This window comes from Priestia megaterium, from assembly GCF_023824195.1.
GTDB lineage: Bacteria > Bacillota > Bacilli > Bacillales > Bacillaceae_H > Priestia > Priestia megaterium_D.
Genome location: NZ_CP085442.1, coordinates 2,750,833 through 2,766,036, shown reverse-complemented (window position 1 = coordinate 2,766,036; position 15,204 = coordinate 2,750,833). Strand labels below are relative to the sequence as shown.

The 15,204-nt window shown below is 38.3% G+C and carries 17 protein-coding genes; 13 read left to right on the top strand and 4 right to left on the bottom strand.

The genetic code is table 11. The features are described 5' to 3' along the window. The first annotated feature begins 118 nt into the window (after window positions 1-118). Window positions 119-1,378 (top strand): sigma-54 interaction domain-containing protein, encoded by a 1,260-nt coding sequence (locus LIS78_RS14010; protein ID WP_252283826.1) that lies wholly within the window; start codon window positions 119-121, stop codon window positions 1,376-1,378. A 12-nt stretch (window positions 1,379-1,390) separates the two neighbouring features. Further along, window positions 1,391-2,185 (top strand): carbon-nitrogen hydrolase family protein, encoded by a 795-nt coding sequence (locus LIS78_RS14005; protein ID WP_252283825.1) that lies wholly within the window; start codon window positions 1,391-1,393, stop codon window positions 2,183-2,185. A 26-nt stretch (window positions 2,186-2,211) separates the two neighbouring features. Here LIS78_RS14005 and LIS78_RS14000 read toward each other — a convergent pair whose 3' ends face one another. After that, window positions 2,212-3,084: a glycerophosphodiester phosphodiesterase gene (locus LIS78_RS14000; protein WP_252283824.1), complete on the bottom strand. Its 873-nt coding sequence runs from the start codon at window positions 3,082-3,084 to the stop codon at window positions 2,212-2,214. A 267-nt stretch (window positions 3,085-3,351) separates the two neighbouring features. On the opposite strand from LIS78_RS14000, the gene LIS78_RS13995 reads away from it, so the two are divergent. From LIS78_RS13995 to LIS78_RS13980, 4 genes are all read left to right on the top strand, one after another. After that, window positions 3,352-4,071 carry an endonuclease V gene (locus LIS78_RS13995; RefSeq protein WP_252283823.1) on the top strand — a complete coding sequence of 240 codons (720 nt, stop codon included), beginning with the start codon at window positions 3,352-3,354 and terminating at the stop codon, window positions 4,069-4,071. 94 nt (window positions 4,072-4,165) lie between these two features. After that, the gene (uptA, locus tag LIS78_RS13990; protein ID WP_252283822.1) at window positions 4,166-4,759 is read left to right on the top strand and encodes an undecaprenyl phosphate transporter UptA; all 594 of its coding nucleotides are present in this window, start codon (window positions 4,166-4,168) and stop codon (window positions 4,757-4,759) included. Window positions 4,760-4,893: 134 nt separating this feature from the next. Further along, window positions 4,894-5,178: a DUF3219 family protein gene (locus LIS78_RS13985; protein ID WP_251393264.1), complete on the top strand. Its 285-nt coding sequence runs from the start codon at window positions 4,894-4,896 to the stop codon at window positions 5,176-5,178. A gap of 14 nt (window positions 5,179-5,192) precedes the next feature. Next, window positions 5,193-6,188, top strand: a complete 996-nt coding sequence (locus LIS78_RS13980; RefSeq protein ID WP_252283821.1) for an LLM class flavin-dependent oxidoreductase — start codon at window positions 5,193-5,195, stop codon at window positions 6,186-6,188. Between the two features lie 17 nt (window positions 6,189-6,205). Here the strand turns inward: LIS78_RS13980 and LIS78_RS13975 are convergent, their stop codons facing one another. Next, window positions 6,206-7,168: an aminoglycoside phosphotransferase family protein gene (locus tag LIS78_RS13975; RefSeq protein ID WP_252283820.1), complete on the bottom strand. Its 963-nt coding sequence runs from the start codon at window positions 7,166-7,168 to the stop codon at window positions 6,206-6,208. Between the two features lie 47 nt (window positions 7,169-7,215). Here LIS78_RS13975 and LIS78_RS13970 point away from each other — a divergent pair, with 47 nt between their 5' ends. Further along, a complete protein-coding gene (locus LIS78_RS13970; RefSeq protein ID WP_209149854.1) occupies window positions 7,216-7,413 on the top strand; it encodes a hypothetical protein in 198 nt (65 codons plus the stop codon). Window positions 7,414-7,544: 131 nt separating this feature from the next. After that, a complete protein-coding gene (locus tag LIS78_RS13965) occupies window positions 7,545-7,958 on the top strand; it encodes a GNAT family N-acetyltransferase (RefSeq protein WP_252283819.1) in 414 nt (137 codons plus the stop codon). Between the two features lie 40 nt (window positions 7,959-7,998). On the opposite strand, the gene LIS78_RS13960 is transcribed toward LIS78_RS13965, so the two are convergent. Continuing rightward, entirely contained in the window at window positions 7,999-9,585 is a 1,587-nt protein-coding gene (locus tag LIS78_RS13960; RefSeq protein WP_252283818.1) for a glycosyltransferase family 39 protein, read from the bottom strand. A gap of 154 nt (window positions 9,586-9,739) precedes the next feature. Then, window positions 9,740-10,276 (bottom strand): DL-endopeptidase inhibitor IseA, encoded by a 537-nt coding sequence (locus LIS78_RS13955; RefSeq protein WP_350495067.1) that lies wholly within the window; start codon window positions 10,274-10,276, stop codon window positions 9,740-9,742. 292 nt (window positions 10,277-10,568) lie between these two features. On the opposite strand from LIS78_RS13955, the gene LIS78_RS31400 reads away from it, so the two are divergent. From LIS78_RS31400 to LIS78_RS13935, 5 genes are all read left to right on the top strand, one after another. Then, on the top strand, window positions 10,569-10,691 hold the full coding sequence (locus LIS78_RS31400; protein ID WP_013057357.1) for a hypothetical protein: 123 nt from the start codon (window positions 10,569-10,571) through the stop codon (window positions 10,689-10,691). Window positions 10,692-10,990: 299 nt separating this feature from the next. After that, on the top strand, window positions 10,991-12,226 hold the full coding sequence (locus LIS78_RS13950; RefSeq protein ID WP_252283815.1) for a Zn-dependent hydrolase: 1,236 nt from the start codon (window positions 10,991-10,993) through the stop codon (window positions 12,224-12,226). Window positions 12,227-12,393: 167 nt separating this feature from the next. Beyond that, a complete protein-coding gene (locus LIS78_RS13945; protein WP_252285345.1) occupies window positions 12,394-13,032 on the top strand; it encodes a response regulator in 639 nt (212 codons plus the stop codon). A 4-nt stretch (window positions 13,033-13,036) separates the two neighbouring features. Next, window positions 13,037-14,158, top strand: a complete 1,122-nt coding sequence (locus LIS78_RS13940) for a sensor histidine kinase (RefSeq protein ID WP_252283814.1) — start codon at window positions 13,037-13,039, stop codon at window positions 14,156-14,158. Window positions 14,159-14,259: 101 nt separating this feature from the next. Further along, on the top strand, window positions 14,260-15,198 hold the full coding sequence (locus LIS78_RS13935; RefSeq protein WP_252283813.1) for an ABC transporter ATP-binding protein: 939 nt from the start codon (window positions 14,260-14,262) through the stop codon (window positions 15,196-15,198). Window positions 15,199-15,204: the final 6 nt, after the last annotated feature.

The following is a 15,204-nucleotide window of genomic DNA, read 5'->3' as shown; positions in this document are numbered from 1 at the left end:
GAGAAAAAGAAAATAAGTCATATTCTGCTTATATAGTTATTTGAAAAGCTAAGATAATGATTTTTATCATCAATGATGCGATTTTTCATTAGTAATAATAGAAAGGGGGAAATGCATAATGAGGAATTCTTCAATAGGTACCTGTGAATCAATAGTAGTCATCATAAATCATGAAGGACGTATTGATACCGTATCTATCAATAATAAACAAACCAGTCACTTATCGTTGTTTCAAGAAAATATGTTATTTGAAGAAGTTCAGTGGAAAAAGGTCTTTACTGCTGCTCCAAGTGACTCTACTCAGTTATTAAGCACCTATGAGGGAAGAACCTATCTGTTTACTCTCCACCTTGTCCAAGCGAACTCTTACATAAATCAAATCGTGACATTAGCGAATATATCACAAAGTATGTTTAACCCTTATTCCAATGAAGATCAGTATAAAACTGATGAGTTGATTATGGAATCACCTGCTATGAAACGAATTGGTAAAATTATTAAAACAATTGCTCATGTAGGCTCTACTGTTCTTCTACTAGGTGAATCGGGAGTGGGAAAAAGTCAAATTGCTAAATTTATTCATAGAACTAGTACACGTTCAAAGCAGCCTTTTATTTCTGTTAATTGTGGTGCTATTCCAGAAAGTTTAATCGAATCAGAGCTATTTGGGTATGAAGAAGGAACTTTTACAGGCGGAAAAAAAGGAGGAAAGGTCGGCTTATTTGAAGCTGCTCATAAAGGAACAATTTTTCTAGATGAAATTGCGGAATTTCCTTTAAACCTACAAGCAAAGCTGCTAGGTGTTTTGCAAGAAAACGCGGTGCGGAAAGTAGGAAGTACAGAGGAAAAGAAAGTAGATGTGCGAGTAATTGCTGCAACAAATAAAAATCTACAGGAACTTGTTGAGAAAAAGTTATTTCGTGAAGATTTGTTCTATAGGCTTAATGTCGTACCGCTCACTATACCGCCTCTTAGAGAGCGAGAAAAGGACATACATATCTTAATTGATCATTTTCTGTTTAAATACAATACAAAATATCATCTTCAAAAAGAAGTTAATGATGAAGTAAAACAAGAACTTATCCAATATAGATGGCCAGGAAACATAAGGGAATTGGAAAACACGATAGAAAGAATTGTCGTAACAAATATGACTGAAAAGGAAGTGCTAGAAGAAAAAAGTATACGTGAAAACGTTTGGTCATTTTCTCCTAAAGCACCAATATCTTTGAAAGAAGCTAAAAGACAAGTAGAAAAAGAATTAATCTTAAAAGCTTACAGTGAATACAAAAGTACTTACAAAGTAGCAGAAGTATTGCAGGTTGACCAGTCTACTATTTCAAAAAAGTTAAAAGTATACAAAAAAGAAGGTTTTTAAAGAGGTGAAGGGATGCGTCTATTAAAAATTGCATTAGCCCAGCTTAGAAGCAATTTGCATGATAAAAATAAAAATTTAAAGAGAGTTTTTGGAACGATGGAAGCGGCTAAAGATCAAGGTGCGGATTTTGTGTTATTCCCTGAATTATTTTTGACTGGTTTTTTGTTAAATGAACAAGTGGAGGAATTAGCTGAATCAGTAGAAGGAGAATTAATCACGAAAGTAAAAAAGTATGCGAAAGAATTACAAATAGGAGTTATTCTTGGTTTTCCAGAAAGGCATCACTTTAAAATATATAATTCCGCTGTATTTATTAATAAGGAAGGTGAGATAGTAGGAACTTATCGTAAAATTCACCTTTTTGATCATGAAAATTCATATTTTACTTCTGGAGATAGTATACCGGTCTTTGATACACCTCAAGGAAAGTTTGGAGTAATGATTACATATGATATGGAATTCCCTGAAGTGGCGCGAATTCTAGCGTTAAAAGGAGCTGAAGTTGTCTTTGTTCTTTGTGCGAACATGATTCCTTACGAGCATCATCAGCACATTTATTTGAGGTCAAGAGCTTTAGAAAATCATATTTTTATTGCAGCTGCTAATAAAGTTGGATTAGAAGACGACTATGTCTATTTTGGTGAAAGTGAAGTTATTAATCCTAATGGGCACTGTGTGTTTAAATCTCTTAATAATGAGGACCTTGCGATTGTTGACATAGACCTATCATCTTCGGCAAGTTCAAAGGAAATTTTGAACTATTTGAATAATCGAAAGTCAGAGTTATACAGAAGAGAAGGGTTATAAGAGCTCTTTATTAAAGAAAGCTGCTATTATTTTTTCACGCCAACTAAGCGAGCAGTGTGACTCGCGGAGCTTGCGTGAATGGTCTTCCCTATTTTTGTTGATGTTTGCACCCAATTCACTTCATCCGGATAATTCGTAATCACTCCGTCGCTTTTTGTTTTCCACAAAAATGAAGCCGGAAGCCGCTTGTTTCCAGACCACGGTGATATTTTCATTCCGGCAGAATGGACTTGGTGGATGAGAGCAGGCGTTAATATATCATAAGACGGGTTAAAGTAAGTGGCAAAGGTGGCGAATTGCTGGATTGAGTTTGGATTTGCATCTCGCTCTGAAGAAGTTAGTATGCCTATAGGAACGTTTGGGAGAAGCTCATGCATTTTTTTCATGGATGAAACGTTAAAAGATTGAATGATGACGTGATCGAGCTGTCGCTTGTTGATTTCAAAAGCTACTTTTCTTTCAATTCCAGGATAAAGTTCCGGGGCTTTTAACTCTATCAATATACCGATTTTCCCTTGAAATTCATCTAACACTTGTGAAAGAGCTGGGATTTTTTCATTTGCAAAAGAATCATCTTTCCAGCTTCCTGCATCCAAGCGCTGAAGCTCAGCGTACGTTAACTGCCGAATGTGGCCGCTTCCGTTTGTTGTTCGGTCTACGGTACGGTCATGCATAATAACGAGTACACCGTCTTTGCTTTGCTGCACGTCGAGTTCAATGTAATCCGCATTCATTTCTAGCGCTTGATGAAAAGCAGCCATTGTATTTTCAGGTGCGTAAGCAGAGGCCCCTCGGTGCGCGATGTTCGTAAGTTTTTCTTCCGTGCGTGCGGAAGCAGAAGAGGCGATTGTACAGCATAACAAGGCGACTGCGCTTAGACCAGCTAAATATTTTTTCATCACGTTTCTCTCCTATGCGTTGGTATAGAAATAGCATAACGAAAAAATGTGATGCTGATATAGAGAAAGTATGTAGAAAGCGTTGACATTTCGTAAAGAAAAATAGGGACTTTTTCATGGTGATGTTTACAAAAAATGCGTAAAAGAATAGTGATTTTAAGTAAATATTAAGGAAACAGCGCTATAATAAAAGGTGTAAAAAAAGAATAGGAATTTCTTAGAAAATAGTTGTATAATAGGTGAGTCAGTCAATGAAAGGAATGGAACATGGATATTCAGTACATACATACGTTTACGATGCAAACAAAAGAGGAGTGCCGGACGCTTCAGCAAGAGCTAAAAGCACAAATTGATTTAACATCACGCGTCAAAATGGCGCATATACATAACTGTGCTGGTGTTGATGTTGCGTATTGGGAAGAAAACGGCGTATCTTACGGAGCGTGCAGCATTGTAGTGGTTGATTATCAAACGAAAAACGTTGTGGAAAAAGTGCACAGTGTAGGAGAAGTAACCGTTCCTTATCTTCCGGGGTTTCTAGCTTTTCGAGAGCTTCCTTTAATTCTTGAAGCGGCTAAAAAACTTCAAGTAGAGCCCGACGTGTTTTTATTTGATGGCAACGGATATTTGCACTATGAGCACATGGGAGTAGCCACACATGCTTCGTTTTTTCTCAATAAACCTACCGTTGGAATTGGGAAAAGCTATCTAAAAATCAATGGACATGATTACGTTATGCCTGACGATACAGCAGGCGCTTATAAAGATATTGTGATTGATGGCGAAGTTTATGGTAGAGTAGTAAGGACAGTAAAAGGAGTAAAGCCTATTTTTCTGTCATGCGGAAACTATATTGATTTGGACATGTCGTATCAGCTCATGATGCATTTTATTTTAAGAGAAAGTAAGCTTCCGGTTCCGGTCCGCCTAGCAGATCTGCATACGCATGAGCTGCGGAAAAGGTACCGGCAATCAGCAGGGAAGTAAGCTGTTCATAATGAGTTCATAGTTTCCTTTTATACTGATGGTTGGAATATAGTAGTAGTGTAAAATTATTAAAGAATGAGTAAGGTGATTAAAGGTGAGTTCATTTATTACGAGTATTTTGGATTTTCTAACGAGCCTTGGCTATTTAGGTATTGCGCTCGGCTTAATGATTGAAATCATTCCAAGTGAAATTGTACTAGCCTACGGAGGGTATATGATTTCTCAAGGTATGATTAGTTTTCCTGGAGCAGTCATTGCCGGAATTATTGGCGGAACGATTGCACAGTGGTTTTTATATTGGATTGGGGCCTACGGAGGACGTCCGTTTCTTCAAAAATACGGCAAGTACTTATTCATTCATGATAAGCATATTGATCTTGCGGAAAACTGGTTTAATAAATACGGCGCAGGTGTTGTTTTTTCCGCGCGTTTTGTACCGGTTGTTCGACATGCGATTTCGATCCCTGCAGGTATTGCTAAAATGTCGTTTTGGAAATTTACTTTTTTAACCGTGTTAGCGATGATTCCTTGGTCGATTTTATTTATTTACTTAGGCGGAAAGCTGGGCGAGAACTGGGCGAACATTGAAGACGTAGCAAGCAAATATACGCTTCCGTTTGTGGTTGCGGCATTTGTTATTATTGTTCTTTATTTCGTATTCAAACGCACGCGTACAAAGCGCGTATAAGATCGTTTTTGAACTAAAAGCATGGCAGAAAGCCATGCTTTTTTTGCATGAGCAAAAAGAAGCTCTTTTATTTGCTCATGGCTTCCTCAAGTGCTATTATTTTTCATACGCACTAAAAAAGGAGACGATTTAACGTGGTACAAGAAATTGTATTAAATGATACGCCTATTCAAATTTACAGCTACGAACAAGAGATTGTAAAAGGCAAAACAAAAATTTCAGTTGATTTTAAAGTGACAAGTGAGGAATATCATGATATTACTACACTGTTATATAAAGGTACTTTTCATGTAAACGTGCCCGAAGAAGATCTAGATTTCCAAGGAACGATTCATCAGTACTCCACGTCTTTTACAAATTTATATGAAAAAGGACAGGTAGGGGATTTTTCATTAAGTTTAATTGAAGTGAACGAATAAGGAGCAGATGCGTGATGAAAGTAAGTATACTCGACCAATCTCCCGTTTCATCCCATCAGACGCCAGCTGAAGCGTTAGAAGCATCAATGCAGCTAGCCAAGGCTGGCGACAAGCTTGGCTATGAGCGCTACTGGATTGCAGAGCATCATGATTTGTCTGGACTTGCCTGTTCGGCTCCTGAAGTGATGCTTGGCTATATCGGCGCACAGACAAACACTATTCGAATTGGATCGGGAGCGGTGCTGCTGCCTCACTACAAACCGTATAAAGTAGCGGAAACTTATAACATGCTGGCAACGCTGTTTCCGGGGCGCATTGATTTAGGAATTGGGCGCGCGCCGGGAGGATCGGCTGAAGCAGCAAATGCGCTGTCGGATAATTTTTTACAGCAAGTATTTAAAATGCCTGAACTTGTTGAAGAGCTTTTGCAGTTTTTAGACGATAAATTTCCGGCTGAACATGAGTATGCAAAGCTTTCAGCTTCGCCGCTGCCGCCTGTCTCTCCCGAACCTTGGCTGCTTGGCACAAGTAAAAAAAGTGCCGAGCTCGCCGCTAGAAACGGAATGGCTTATACGTTTGGACAGTTTATGAGTGAACAAGACGGTTCAGCTATTATTAATGGGTACAAGCAGGCATTTCAGCCGAGACGAAACGGAGATCAGCCTTATGCGATTATCACTGTATCGGTCATTTGCGCTGAAACAACCGAGCAAGCGCATCGCATCGCAACGAGCTCACTTGTATGGAAAATTCAGCAGGATAAAATGGAAGCAAAAGGTGTACCTTCTATTGAAGAAGCGGCTAGCTATCCGCTTACGGAAGAAGAAGAGAAAAAAATGAAGAAGATGAAAGAAGCCATGATTATCGGAAATCCAGAAGAAGTACACGTCCGTCTTCAAGAAGTTCAAGCACGCTACGGAGCGGATGAACTAATGCTTGTTACCATTACGCACGATCCGGCTGACCGATTAAAATCATATGAGCTTGTAGCAGAGAAATGCAAAAAATAAGAGCCGAAATTCGGCTCTTATTTTTTATGCCCATAATAGTGCTCATATAAGTGCTGAAATGCTTCTATGGCACGTAAAAAAGAAGCAGCGTCTTGGTGGCGGTCTTCTATTAACCAGCACGTCGCTAATACAGAATGAGCGTATCCCCACAGTAAGATTCGTTTTTTGCTTACGTTCAGTTCTTTTACAAATATATTGATTCGATGGTCAACCACCTCTGCCACGTTTGTCTTAGGCAGATGATTTAAAAGAAAAGGAATGATTTCGTACTCTTTTTCCCCGATTAACCCTTTTGGATCGATTATTTTCCACGCCTCACCAGACTGTAAGATGTTATCATGATGCAAGTCGCCGTGAAGCAGAAAAAGCTGCTGAGAAGTGCGGTTTAATTCAGAGAAAATGGCTAGTGCGTGTTGAAGCGTTTCAGAAGAAAGAAAATCAATACCGTTTGGATACGCTTCTACATATTTTTGAAGGTGTTTCTCTCTTTTAACAGCTGTTTCGATAGTGGAGTCTGAGTGCGGCATGCGCCATAGAGATTTCATGAGCCGAGCAGCGATTAACGCAGCTTCGTCTTTAGTTGATAAAGAGGAAAGCGAGTATCCGGGAGATAGCTTTTCGAGCAGTAAAATGCCTTTTTCAGCATCGCTGTTTACTATTTTTACCGTGTTCTCACCAGCTAGTGCTGTCAGTGTTTCTTGCTCATGAAGCAACTCTGAAGGCTCTACAAAAAATTTGACAACTAGTTCGCTTCCATCTGCTTTACGCGCAGGAGCAACAAAGTGATAAGAAAGAGGAAAGTGGCTGTGAATGTTGATACGCCAGCGCTGTTGACAGTAGCGAATCAGCTGAGGAAAATCAGTGAGCCACTTTTGGCCTTTATGAGAGTGAAGGTGAGTAACGGTATCACAAAACGTTTGAGGCAGCGTATGCATGCGTTCGTCTCCTTTGTTGTTTCCAATTTTTTCTGATAAACTCATCATATACAGCCTACATAGAATCTGTAAAGAAAGAGGAGATTGTACATATGAAGAAAGCGAAGATAAAATCCCCTTGGGCTCTCGCGGGGTTTCCGATTTATATCATTGGATTTGCCATTTTACTTGCTGGAAGCGCACCGACGTGGTTAGAAACAGTGAGTAAAATCATGATTGCTATTGGAGTCATTTTGCTTATCATTGCAGGAATTGATCTTAAAAAACGAAAAAAATCAATACAAGCCTAAAAAACTGCCGTTTGGCAGTTTTTTTATTTGGAGAAAGGGTAACATGATAACTAGATAAAAATGTTGAATTATTATTCTTTTTGATGTATAAATATAATATAAGGAGAAACGGTATTGAGAGGAGAATGAATGTGTCTTTAGTAATAAAAAAAGAGATTCCGCCATTTGAGCAGTTTGCTGCTTTGCATGAAGCGAGCGGATTACATAAAAATAAAAAAGGCAATTATACAAAAGAACAGCTGTTTGAAGCCGCGGCCAACAGCTGGTTTAGAGTCGGTATTTATGATAATGAACGATTAATTGCATTCGGTCGTATGATTTCAGACGGAATTTACCAAGCGCTTATTTGCGACGTGATGGTGGATCCCACATACCAAAACAAAGGGCTTGGAAAGCAAATTATTCAAGAACTGTTGACGAAGTGCCAAGAAAGCGGAATTGAATCGATTCAGCTGTTTGCAGCAAAAGGAAAGCATCATTTTTATAAAAAATTAGGGTTTCAAGAAAGAGAAGAAGACGCGCCAGGCATGTCGCTTGTTATGTAAAAAAGCTCAGTGATCAATCATACTCACTGAGCTTTTTGTATTATGCGGTTTTTAAAACCGTACTTTTTTGGACTAAATTCCAAGCAACTTTTAATAAATAAACAACAAGCAAAACGTTCAGCATAGACGTAGCAAACATAGAAAACGGATAGGACGTGCTGTTTTGCATGCTGCTGTCACCGTATAAAACAAAAAAAGTGTTCATAAAAATACTGATGCTAAATCCAAGGGATAAGTAAAGCAAGTTTTTGTCTTCTAAATAAATATAAGCGAGCAAAGCAAGAGCTGCTGCTGGAAATAAGTAGCGTTCATGCATGCTTGAAGAAAACGTAAATACCCCGGAAATTTGAATAAGCGCTGCAAGAGCGGCGTATTTAAAGCTGCGCCCTTTTATATAAATAAGCCATGAAAAAACAGTTGTCATGACGATGAAAATAAGTCCCCACGTGTGATAGCTGAAAAACAGCAGCGTTGCAGAGCTGTCTTTATAGTTTGCGCCTATTAAACTAAAGAAGTTATAGGCGTTAACAGAGGCATACGGATATTCTCCAATGGTTGATGAAAATAAATCAATAATCCACGTTGGACTTTTTCCAATTGAAAAAGGCAATAAAATCGCTGCGGCAGTAAAAGCCGCCGTTAAAGCAATGCCGAAGAAATGTTTCACTTGCTTTAGGCGAATGAGTTCGAAAAACAAAATAGGCAGGATAATAATCGCCTGCGGCTTCATTAAGACCGCTGCTGTAAAAATAACGGCCGACGCGTAAATTCTTTTTTCCGTAATCATTACAATCGCTAGGACAATAAACAAAGTGAAAAATGAATCGACTTGTCCCCAAAACGTTGAATTAACTAAAATGGCCGGATTAAATAAATACCCAATTGCTAACAGATATGCAAAAGAAGGTGCCAAGTATTTACGAGCTAAACGATAGAGTAAATAAGATGTGACGACATCTGCTAAAATAGGCGGGATTTTAATCAACAGCGAAAAATACTGCTGAAAATCCGGTAAACTGCCAACTTTCCCAACTATAAACAAGATATAAATATAAAACGGCGGATAATCGCTTCCGCTTTTAGCGTAGAAATTTGAAAAATGATTAGCCGCAACCGATGCCCAGTTTTTGAAAAGAGATGCATCCATATGAGAGCCTACCCACGGAATCAGCGCAATCCGGATAAATAGTCCAGTGCCAAGTAATGACCATAAAATAACGCGAGAATGCTCTATCGAATGATGCCATTTCTTTTTCTTTAATAATCCGTAAACGAAAGCTGCTGCTATAAAAAAGCCCACCGTATAAAGAGCTAGCGGCGTTTCATAGTCTTTATTAGCTCCTTGACTTCCGGGACCGTTATCCATAGATAGATTATGAAAAGGCGTTACGTGTTCTTCGGAATTGCTAGATGAAGCGGGACCGTTTCCTGAAGGAAGACGATGATCCCTCGAATTATTATCAGGAGCAGATATACCATTAGTAATCTTTTTTAACTGATGACTTTCTTGAATCGAAAATAAATGTTCTTCTCCTTTGTAGTGTGATAGTGAAACGATACTGAAAACAAATGCTAAAAGAAAAGCAGCCATTACGATAAAAGCCGTTCTTTTTTGTAGTATGTTCATATAAAATCCTCCGATGACAATGTATCGAATAAGTAGTAGTGTGTCTCCATACTATAAGGGGAGTTGGTGAAAATAAAGTGAAACTTCTTTAATAAAGAGCGGAAGAGAGAACATAAAAAAACAAGGCCTGAGAAGACCTTGTTTTTTATATTGCTTATAGTACAGCATCAAACTTATTCACTTTCCACTGTGAACCAGATTTATAAAATGTAACGGTGCGTTTTACACTTCCTCCGTCAACTGTTGGAACCGTAAATTGATAAGAGCGAACATCGGCACGCTGATAAGTTAGTTTTGCTTTTGCTTTGTTCCACTCTAGCATGCTGAATCCGTCACCGACAGGACGAGCAAGCTTTCCGTTATATGTGATGTAGCGATAATTTGTTAATCCTTTTTGAATAGCACTGTTTGTAAAAGTTTCAGATAAGTAGCTTACTAGTTTGCCTTTTGTATTAAAATCTTGACAAAGATATGAGTACTGAGTGCCTTTATAATTAAATGTTTTTTGAGTACATAGATTACCTTTAGATCCATGAAGTGCATTCCAGAAATGGTTGCTTGCGTTTGCTGCAATTTTTACCGCATTAGTCGTTGATAGATTTTGTGATGCTGCTTGAGCTGTAACTCCTGTGCTTAGTGAAAAGAAAAGAGCAAGTGATGCTAAGATTATTCCAATTTTTTTCATTTCCATTTCCCTCCTACTCATTCATTGAAATATATGTAACATTCATGCTGTTAATATTACAATTGTTACATTTATATTACAATACTTCTTTAAAGAAATAAAGAGTATTTCTTATATATGTTTGAATTATTCCCGTATTTTCTTAAATAAAACGTAGAATTAAAAGAAAACATATAAACAGTATGTCAATTATGTGTCACATATTTCGTCGCTTTACAAGTTCGTATATAATAGGAATAAACCGACCACTATGCTGATGTAGATAAATAGGTCAGGCACAAAAGGAGAACGTAGACTAATGGGTGTTTCAGAAGTAACATCAGGAATTATTATTACCACTGCTGTAATTGCTATTGTGATTATTACAGTTGGTGTTTTGGCTACAATGATTGCGATTGCGAAGAAAGCAAATAAAAAGTAAGTATGTAGAGGAGAGTTAGTATAGTAACTAATTCTCTTTTTTTTGAAAAAAACCTATCGCTATTTTTATAATAAAAATGCATAAATAACGCGTGCATTATTCATAGAAAAAAGCAGGAAATTTACGTTTTGAAGCTAATAGATACATAAGGCAAGCTGCGTACTTTCATTATAAAAACAATGGAAGGGGTTCTAACAGACTTCAAGTGATATCGCCTATTTTATGTCATAATGAATGATATTCATTAACCCCGCACCTTAGACGCACTTTATAACCAAATAATGAGGAGAGTGGTTGAGTTGCAACGACAAAAAGTAGCAGTGAATGGAGAAAGGTTAAAAAATACGCTTGAACGATTTGCCGATTATGGACGAACACCTAATAACGGTGTAACCCGCTTAGCGCTGTCAGAAGAAGACCGCTTAGCACGAGACTATTTTTGTTCATGCTGCCGTGACCTTGGAATGGATATTAAAATTGATGATCTTGGATGTATTTACGCCACGCTTGAAGGACTAGAAGATAAGCCGCCTGTTGTGATTGGCTCACACATGGACAGCGTAAAAAAAGGCGGAAGGTTTGACGGAATCCTCGGTGTAGTTGCAGGATTAGAGTTAGTAAGAACGCTGGTTGAACATAATATTAAGCCGAAGGTGCCGATTACCATTGTTAACTTTACGAATGAAGAAGGAGCACGTTTTGAGCCTTCTATGATGGCTTCAGGTATTTTATCGGGCAAATTTCAAAAAGACGTTATGATGAAGAAGACGGATGTTGACGGCGTGACGTTTGAGCAAGCTCTTCAATCATGCGGATATGAAGGCGATACGAGTAACCGTCTTACTGAAGCATCGGCATTTGTAGAATTACATATTGAGCAAGGGCCTATTTTAGAACGAGAAGCCAAATCAATCGGTGTAGTGGAGTGCGTGCTCGGCATGGTATGTTATGAAATTGAAGTTACCGGGGAGTCAGACCACGCCGGGACGACGCCGATGGACATGCGAAAAGATGCTCTTTTTGCAACCAATAATTTAATTGCTGAAGCTCGTCATGAGCTCGGTAGATTAGATTCAAATTTGGTCTATACAATGGGGCGCATGAATGTACTGCCTAATATTCATACCGTGATTCCAAATAAAGTTATTTTTTCGCTTGAAGCGAGACATACGGATGAAGATGTCATTGCATCTGTGGAAAAAATTATTCAATCACTGCCTGATCAAGCGGAGCTGCTAGAAGGCTGCGAAGTGCGGGTGACCAAGCTTTGGGGACGAGATACCGTGTGGTTCGATAAAACCGTTTGCGATGAAGTGGAAGAATCCGTTCGTTCGCTTGGGTATTCCTATAAGCGAATGGTTAGCGGAGCTGGACATGATGCCCAGTTTTTAGCTAGCTATATTCCGACGGCTATGATTTTTATTCCGAGCGTAAACGGAAAAAGTCATTGTGAAGAAGAGTTCACTCCTTGGGAAGAATGCGAAAAAGGTGTAAATGTACTTTTAGAAACAGTGATCAAGTTAGCCCAGAAGTAATGGTGAAAAAGAGTAAACCTGCGGAGGTTTGCTCTTTTTTAGTGCTTAGAAAGACTGCGAAAGATCGCATTGAACTTTTGGTTTATTATGGATACAATAAATGAGAAGCATGCGGATGGATGTTAAAGAAGGATGTGAAAAAAGGTGAGGTATTATCACTTACAGAAATGAAAATCCATATTATTATTGCAGATGATAATTCGTTTATTCGAGAAGGAATGAAAATTATATTAAATACATACGAGGAATTCGACGTTGTCGCTACTTTAAAAGATGGTCAGGAAGCCGTTCAATATTGCAAGAATCATTCCGTCGATATTGCATTGTTAGATGTAAGAATGCCTGTTATGGACGGCGTAGAGGCTACAAAGCTTATTTCAGAGTCAACGAAAGCAAAGCCGCTTATTTTAACTACGTTTGATGACGATGAATACATTATTGATGCTGTAAAAAACGGGGCTAAAGGCTACTTGTTAAAAAATACAGAGCCAGAGCGCATTCGAGACGCAATCAAAAGTGTGTTCAACGGACATACCGTGCTGCAAGATGTTGTGCTTGATAAGATTAAATCAAGTTTAAACGCTGCAACTGAGCGCGAGTCAAAAGCGGATATGACACAGTTTACAGAGCGTGAAACAAGCATTATGACGCTGATTGCCAAGGGGCTTTCAAATAAAGAAATTTCTAAAACGCTTTTTATTTCAGAAGGTACCGTAGCAAACTATATTAGTTCGATTTTAAGTAAAACGGGACTTGAGCACCGCACTCAAATTGCTATTTATTATTTAACCGGTAAAGGGAAGTAGCGCTATGGAAGTCGGATTAATGATGACTAAGCTCATCCTTATACTGTTTTTGGCTATTACGTACATTCAGTTTAATTATGTACACTCGATTTCAGCTATTGTGTTAGCACTGCTTCTTTACAGCTGTGTTAATATTGCAGCGTCCATTATGAAAAAGAGCGTGATCAAGCGCATGCTTATTGCTATTTCAATTGTCCTTATTCTATATTGTGCGTATAAACTTCATCCTTTGTTTTTTCTTCTTTTGCCGCTAAACCTTTGTGAGCTTATTGGAGAATCAGTCGCAAAAAAATGGATGGTGCTGCTTGTTGTTTTGCTTCCAGTGCTGCTTGTTCCTTCTGATATTAGCGCTCTGTATGTTTTAGTCGCTGCGTTTACTTTCTTTATTTATACAGGAGCAGCTCTCTATCAAAAGCGAACAATCAATTATGAACAAAAGCTCGATGAAATGAGAGTAAGTATGCAAAAGCTGCAAAAGCACGTGAATGAAAATAAAGAGTATGTGAGACAGTCTCAATATGCTTCAAAATTAGAAGAGCGAAATCGATTATCGCAGGAAATTCATGATAAGATTGGGCATTCAATGACAGGAGCGCTTATTCAAATGGAGGCAGCAAAGCACGTAATGAAGCAAGATGAAGAAAAAGCGCTGTCTCTTCTTCAAAATGCGATTACGATTTCGAAAGAAGGCATTGAAGAAATTAGGTTAACGTTAAAAAGTATAAAGCCTCCCGCTGAGCAAATAGGAATCAGCAGGCTTAAATTATTTATTGGGGAATTTGAGGCCAAACATAGTATCGCAATGCCTCTTGTATACAAAGGGAATTTGGATCTTATCACCCCTCTTCAGTGGAAAATTATCCATGAAAATATAACGGAAGCTATTACGAATGCCTTGAAATATGCAGAAGCAACGATGATTGCCATTGAGCTTCATGTACTAAATAAAATGGTTAAAGTAGAAGTCAAAGACAATGGAAAAGGGGCTCACTTGTTTCAAAAAGGCCTTGGCATAGCAGGAATGGAAGAGCGAGCCGCTTCCATTAACGGAACGGTGATCGTTGATGGGGCAAACGGATTTTCTGTTACAACACTGCTGCCGATAGGTGAGAAACTTCATACGTAAATAATGAGATTTCTCATGTGAAAAAGGTGAACTTATGCACTGACGTAAGTTTGCCTTTTTTTCATAAAATAAGGATATACCAACACACTAGAGGTGAAATGATGAACGTATTATCAATTCAAAAATTAACAAAGAAATTTGGAGATTTTATTGCGGTAGATAATTTGTCTTTACAAGTAGAAGAAGGAGATATATTCGGCTTTTTAGGAACAAACGGAGCAGGAAAAAGCACAACGATTCATATGGTAGCTAGTCTGCTTCAAAGCAACAGCGGCGATATTGAAGTACTTGGAAAAAATATAAAGAAACACCGAAATTTCGTAAAGATGAACATTGGAATTGTTCCGCAGGACTTAGCGATTTATGAAGATTTGACAGCCTATGAAAATGTGAAGTTTTTTGCAGGCCTCTACGGATTAAGAGGGGCACTTCTTAACGAACGAGTCGAAGAAGCTTTAGCGTTTGTAGGGCTTTTAGATAAACAAAAGGAGAATCCGAAAAGCTTTTCAGGAGGAATGAAAAGAAGGTTAAATATCGCATGCGCAATTGCTCATCGCCCAAAGCTTATCATTATGGATGAACCGACGGTTGGCATTGATCCTCAGTCGCGAAATTATATTTTAACATCTGTAAAAAAGCTAAATGAAATGGGAAGCACAATCATTTATACGAGTCACTATATGGAAGAAGTAGAAGAGGTATGTACAAAGATTGCGATTATTGATCACGGCAAAATTATTGCTGAAGGAACAAAAGAGCAGCTAAAAGCTATTATCACCGATACAAAAGATATTTGGATTGAAATAAAAGAAGCGGATGATATAGATTGCAGCGGTCTAAAAGACATTCCAGGCGTAACAGCCGTTACGCATGAAGATGGAATCATTAAAATTAATTCAAGCGCCGAAGTGAATAACTTGAACAAAGTCATTCATTATTTAATGACGCATCATATCGAAATTAAAGCAGTTAAAGAACAAGCCCCAAATTTAGAGACGGTCTTTCTGACGCTCACAGGGCGCAGTCTAAGAGATTTATAAAAGAAA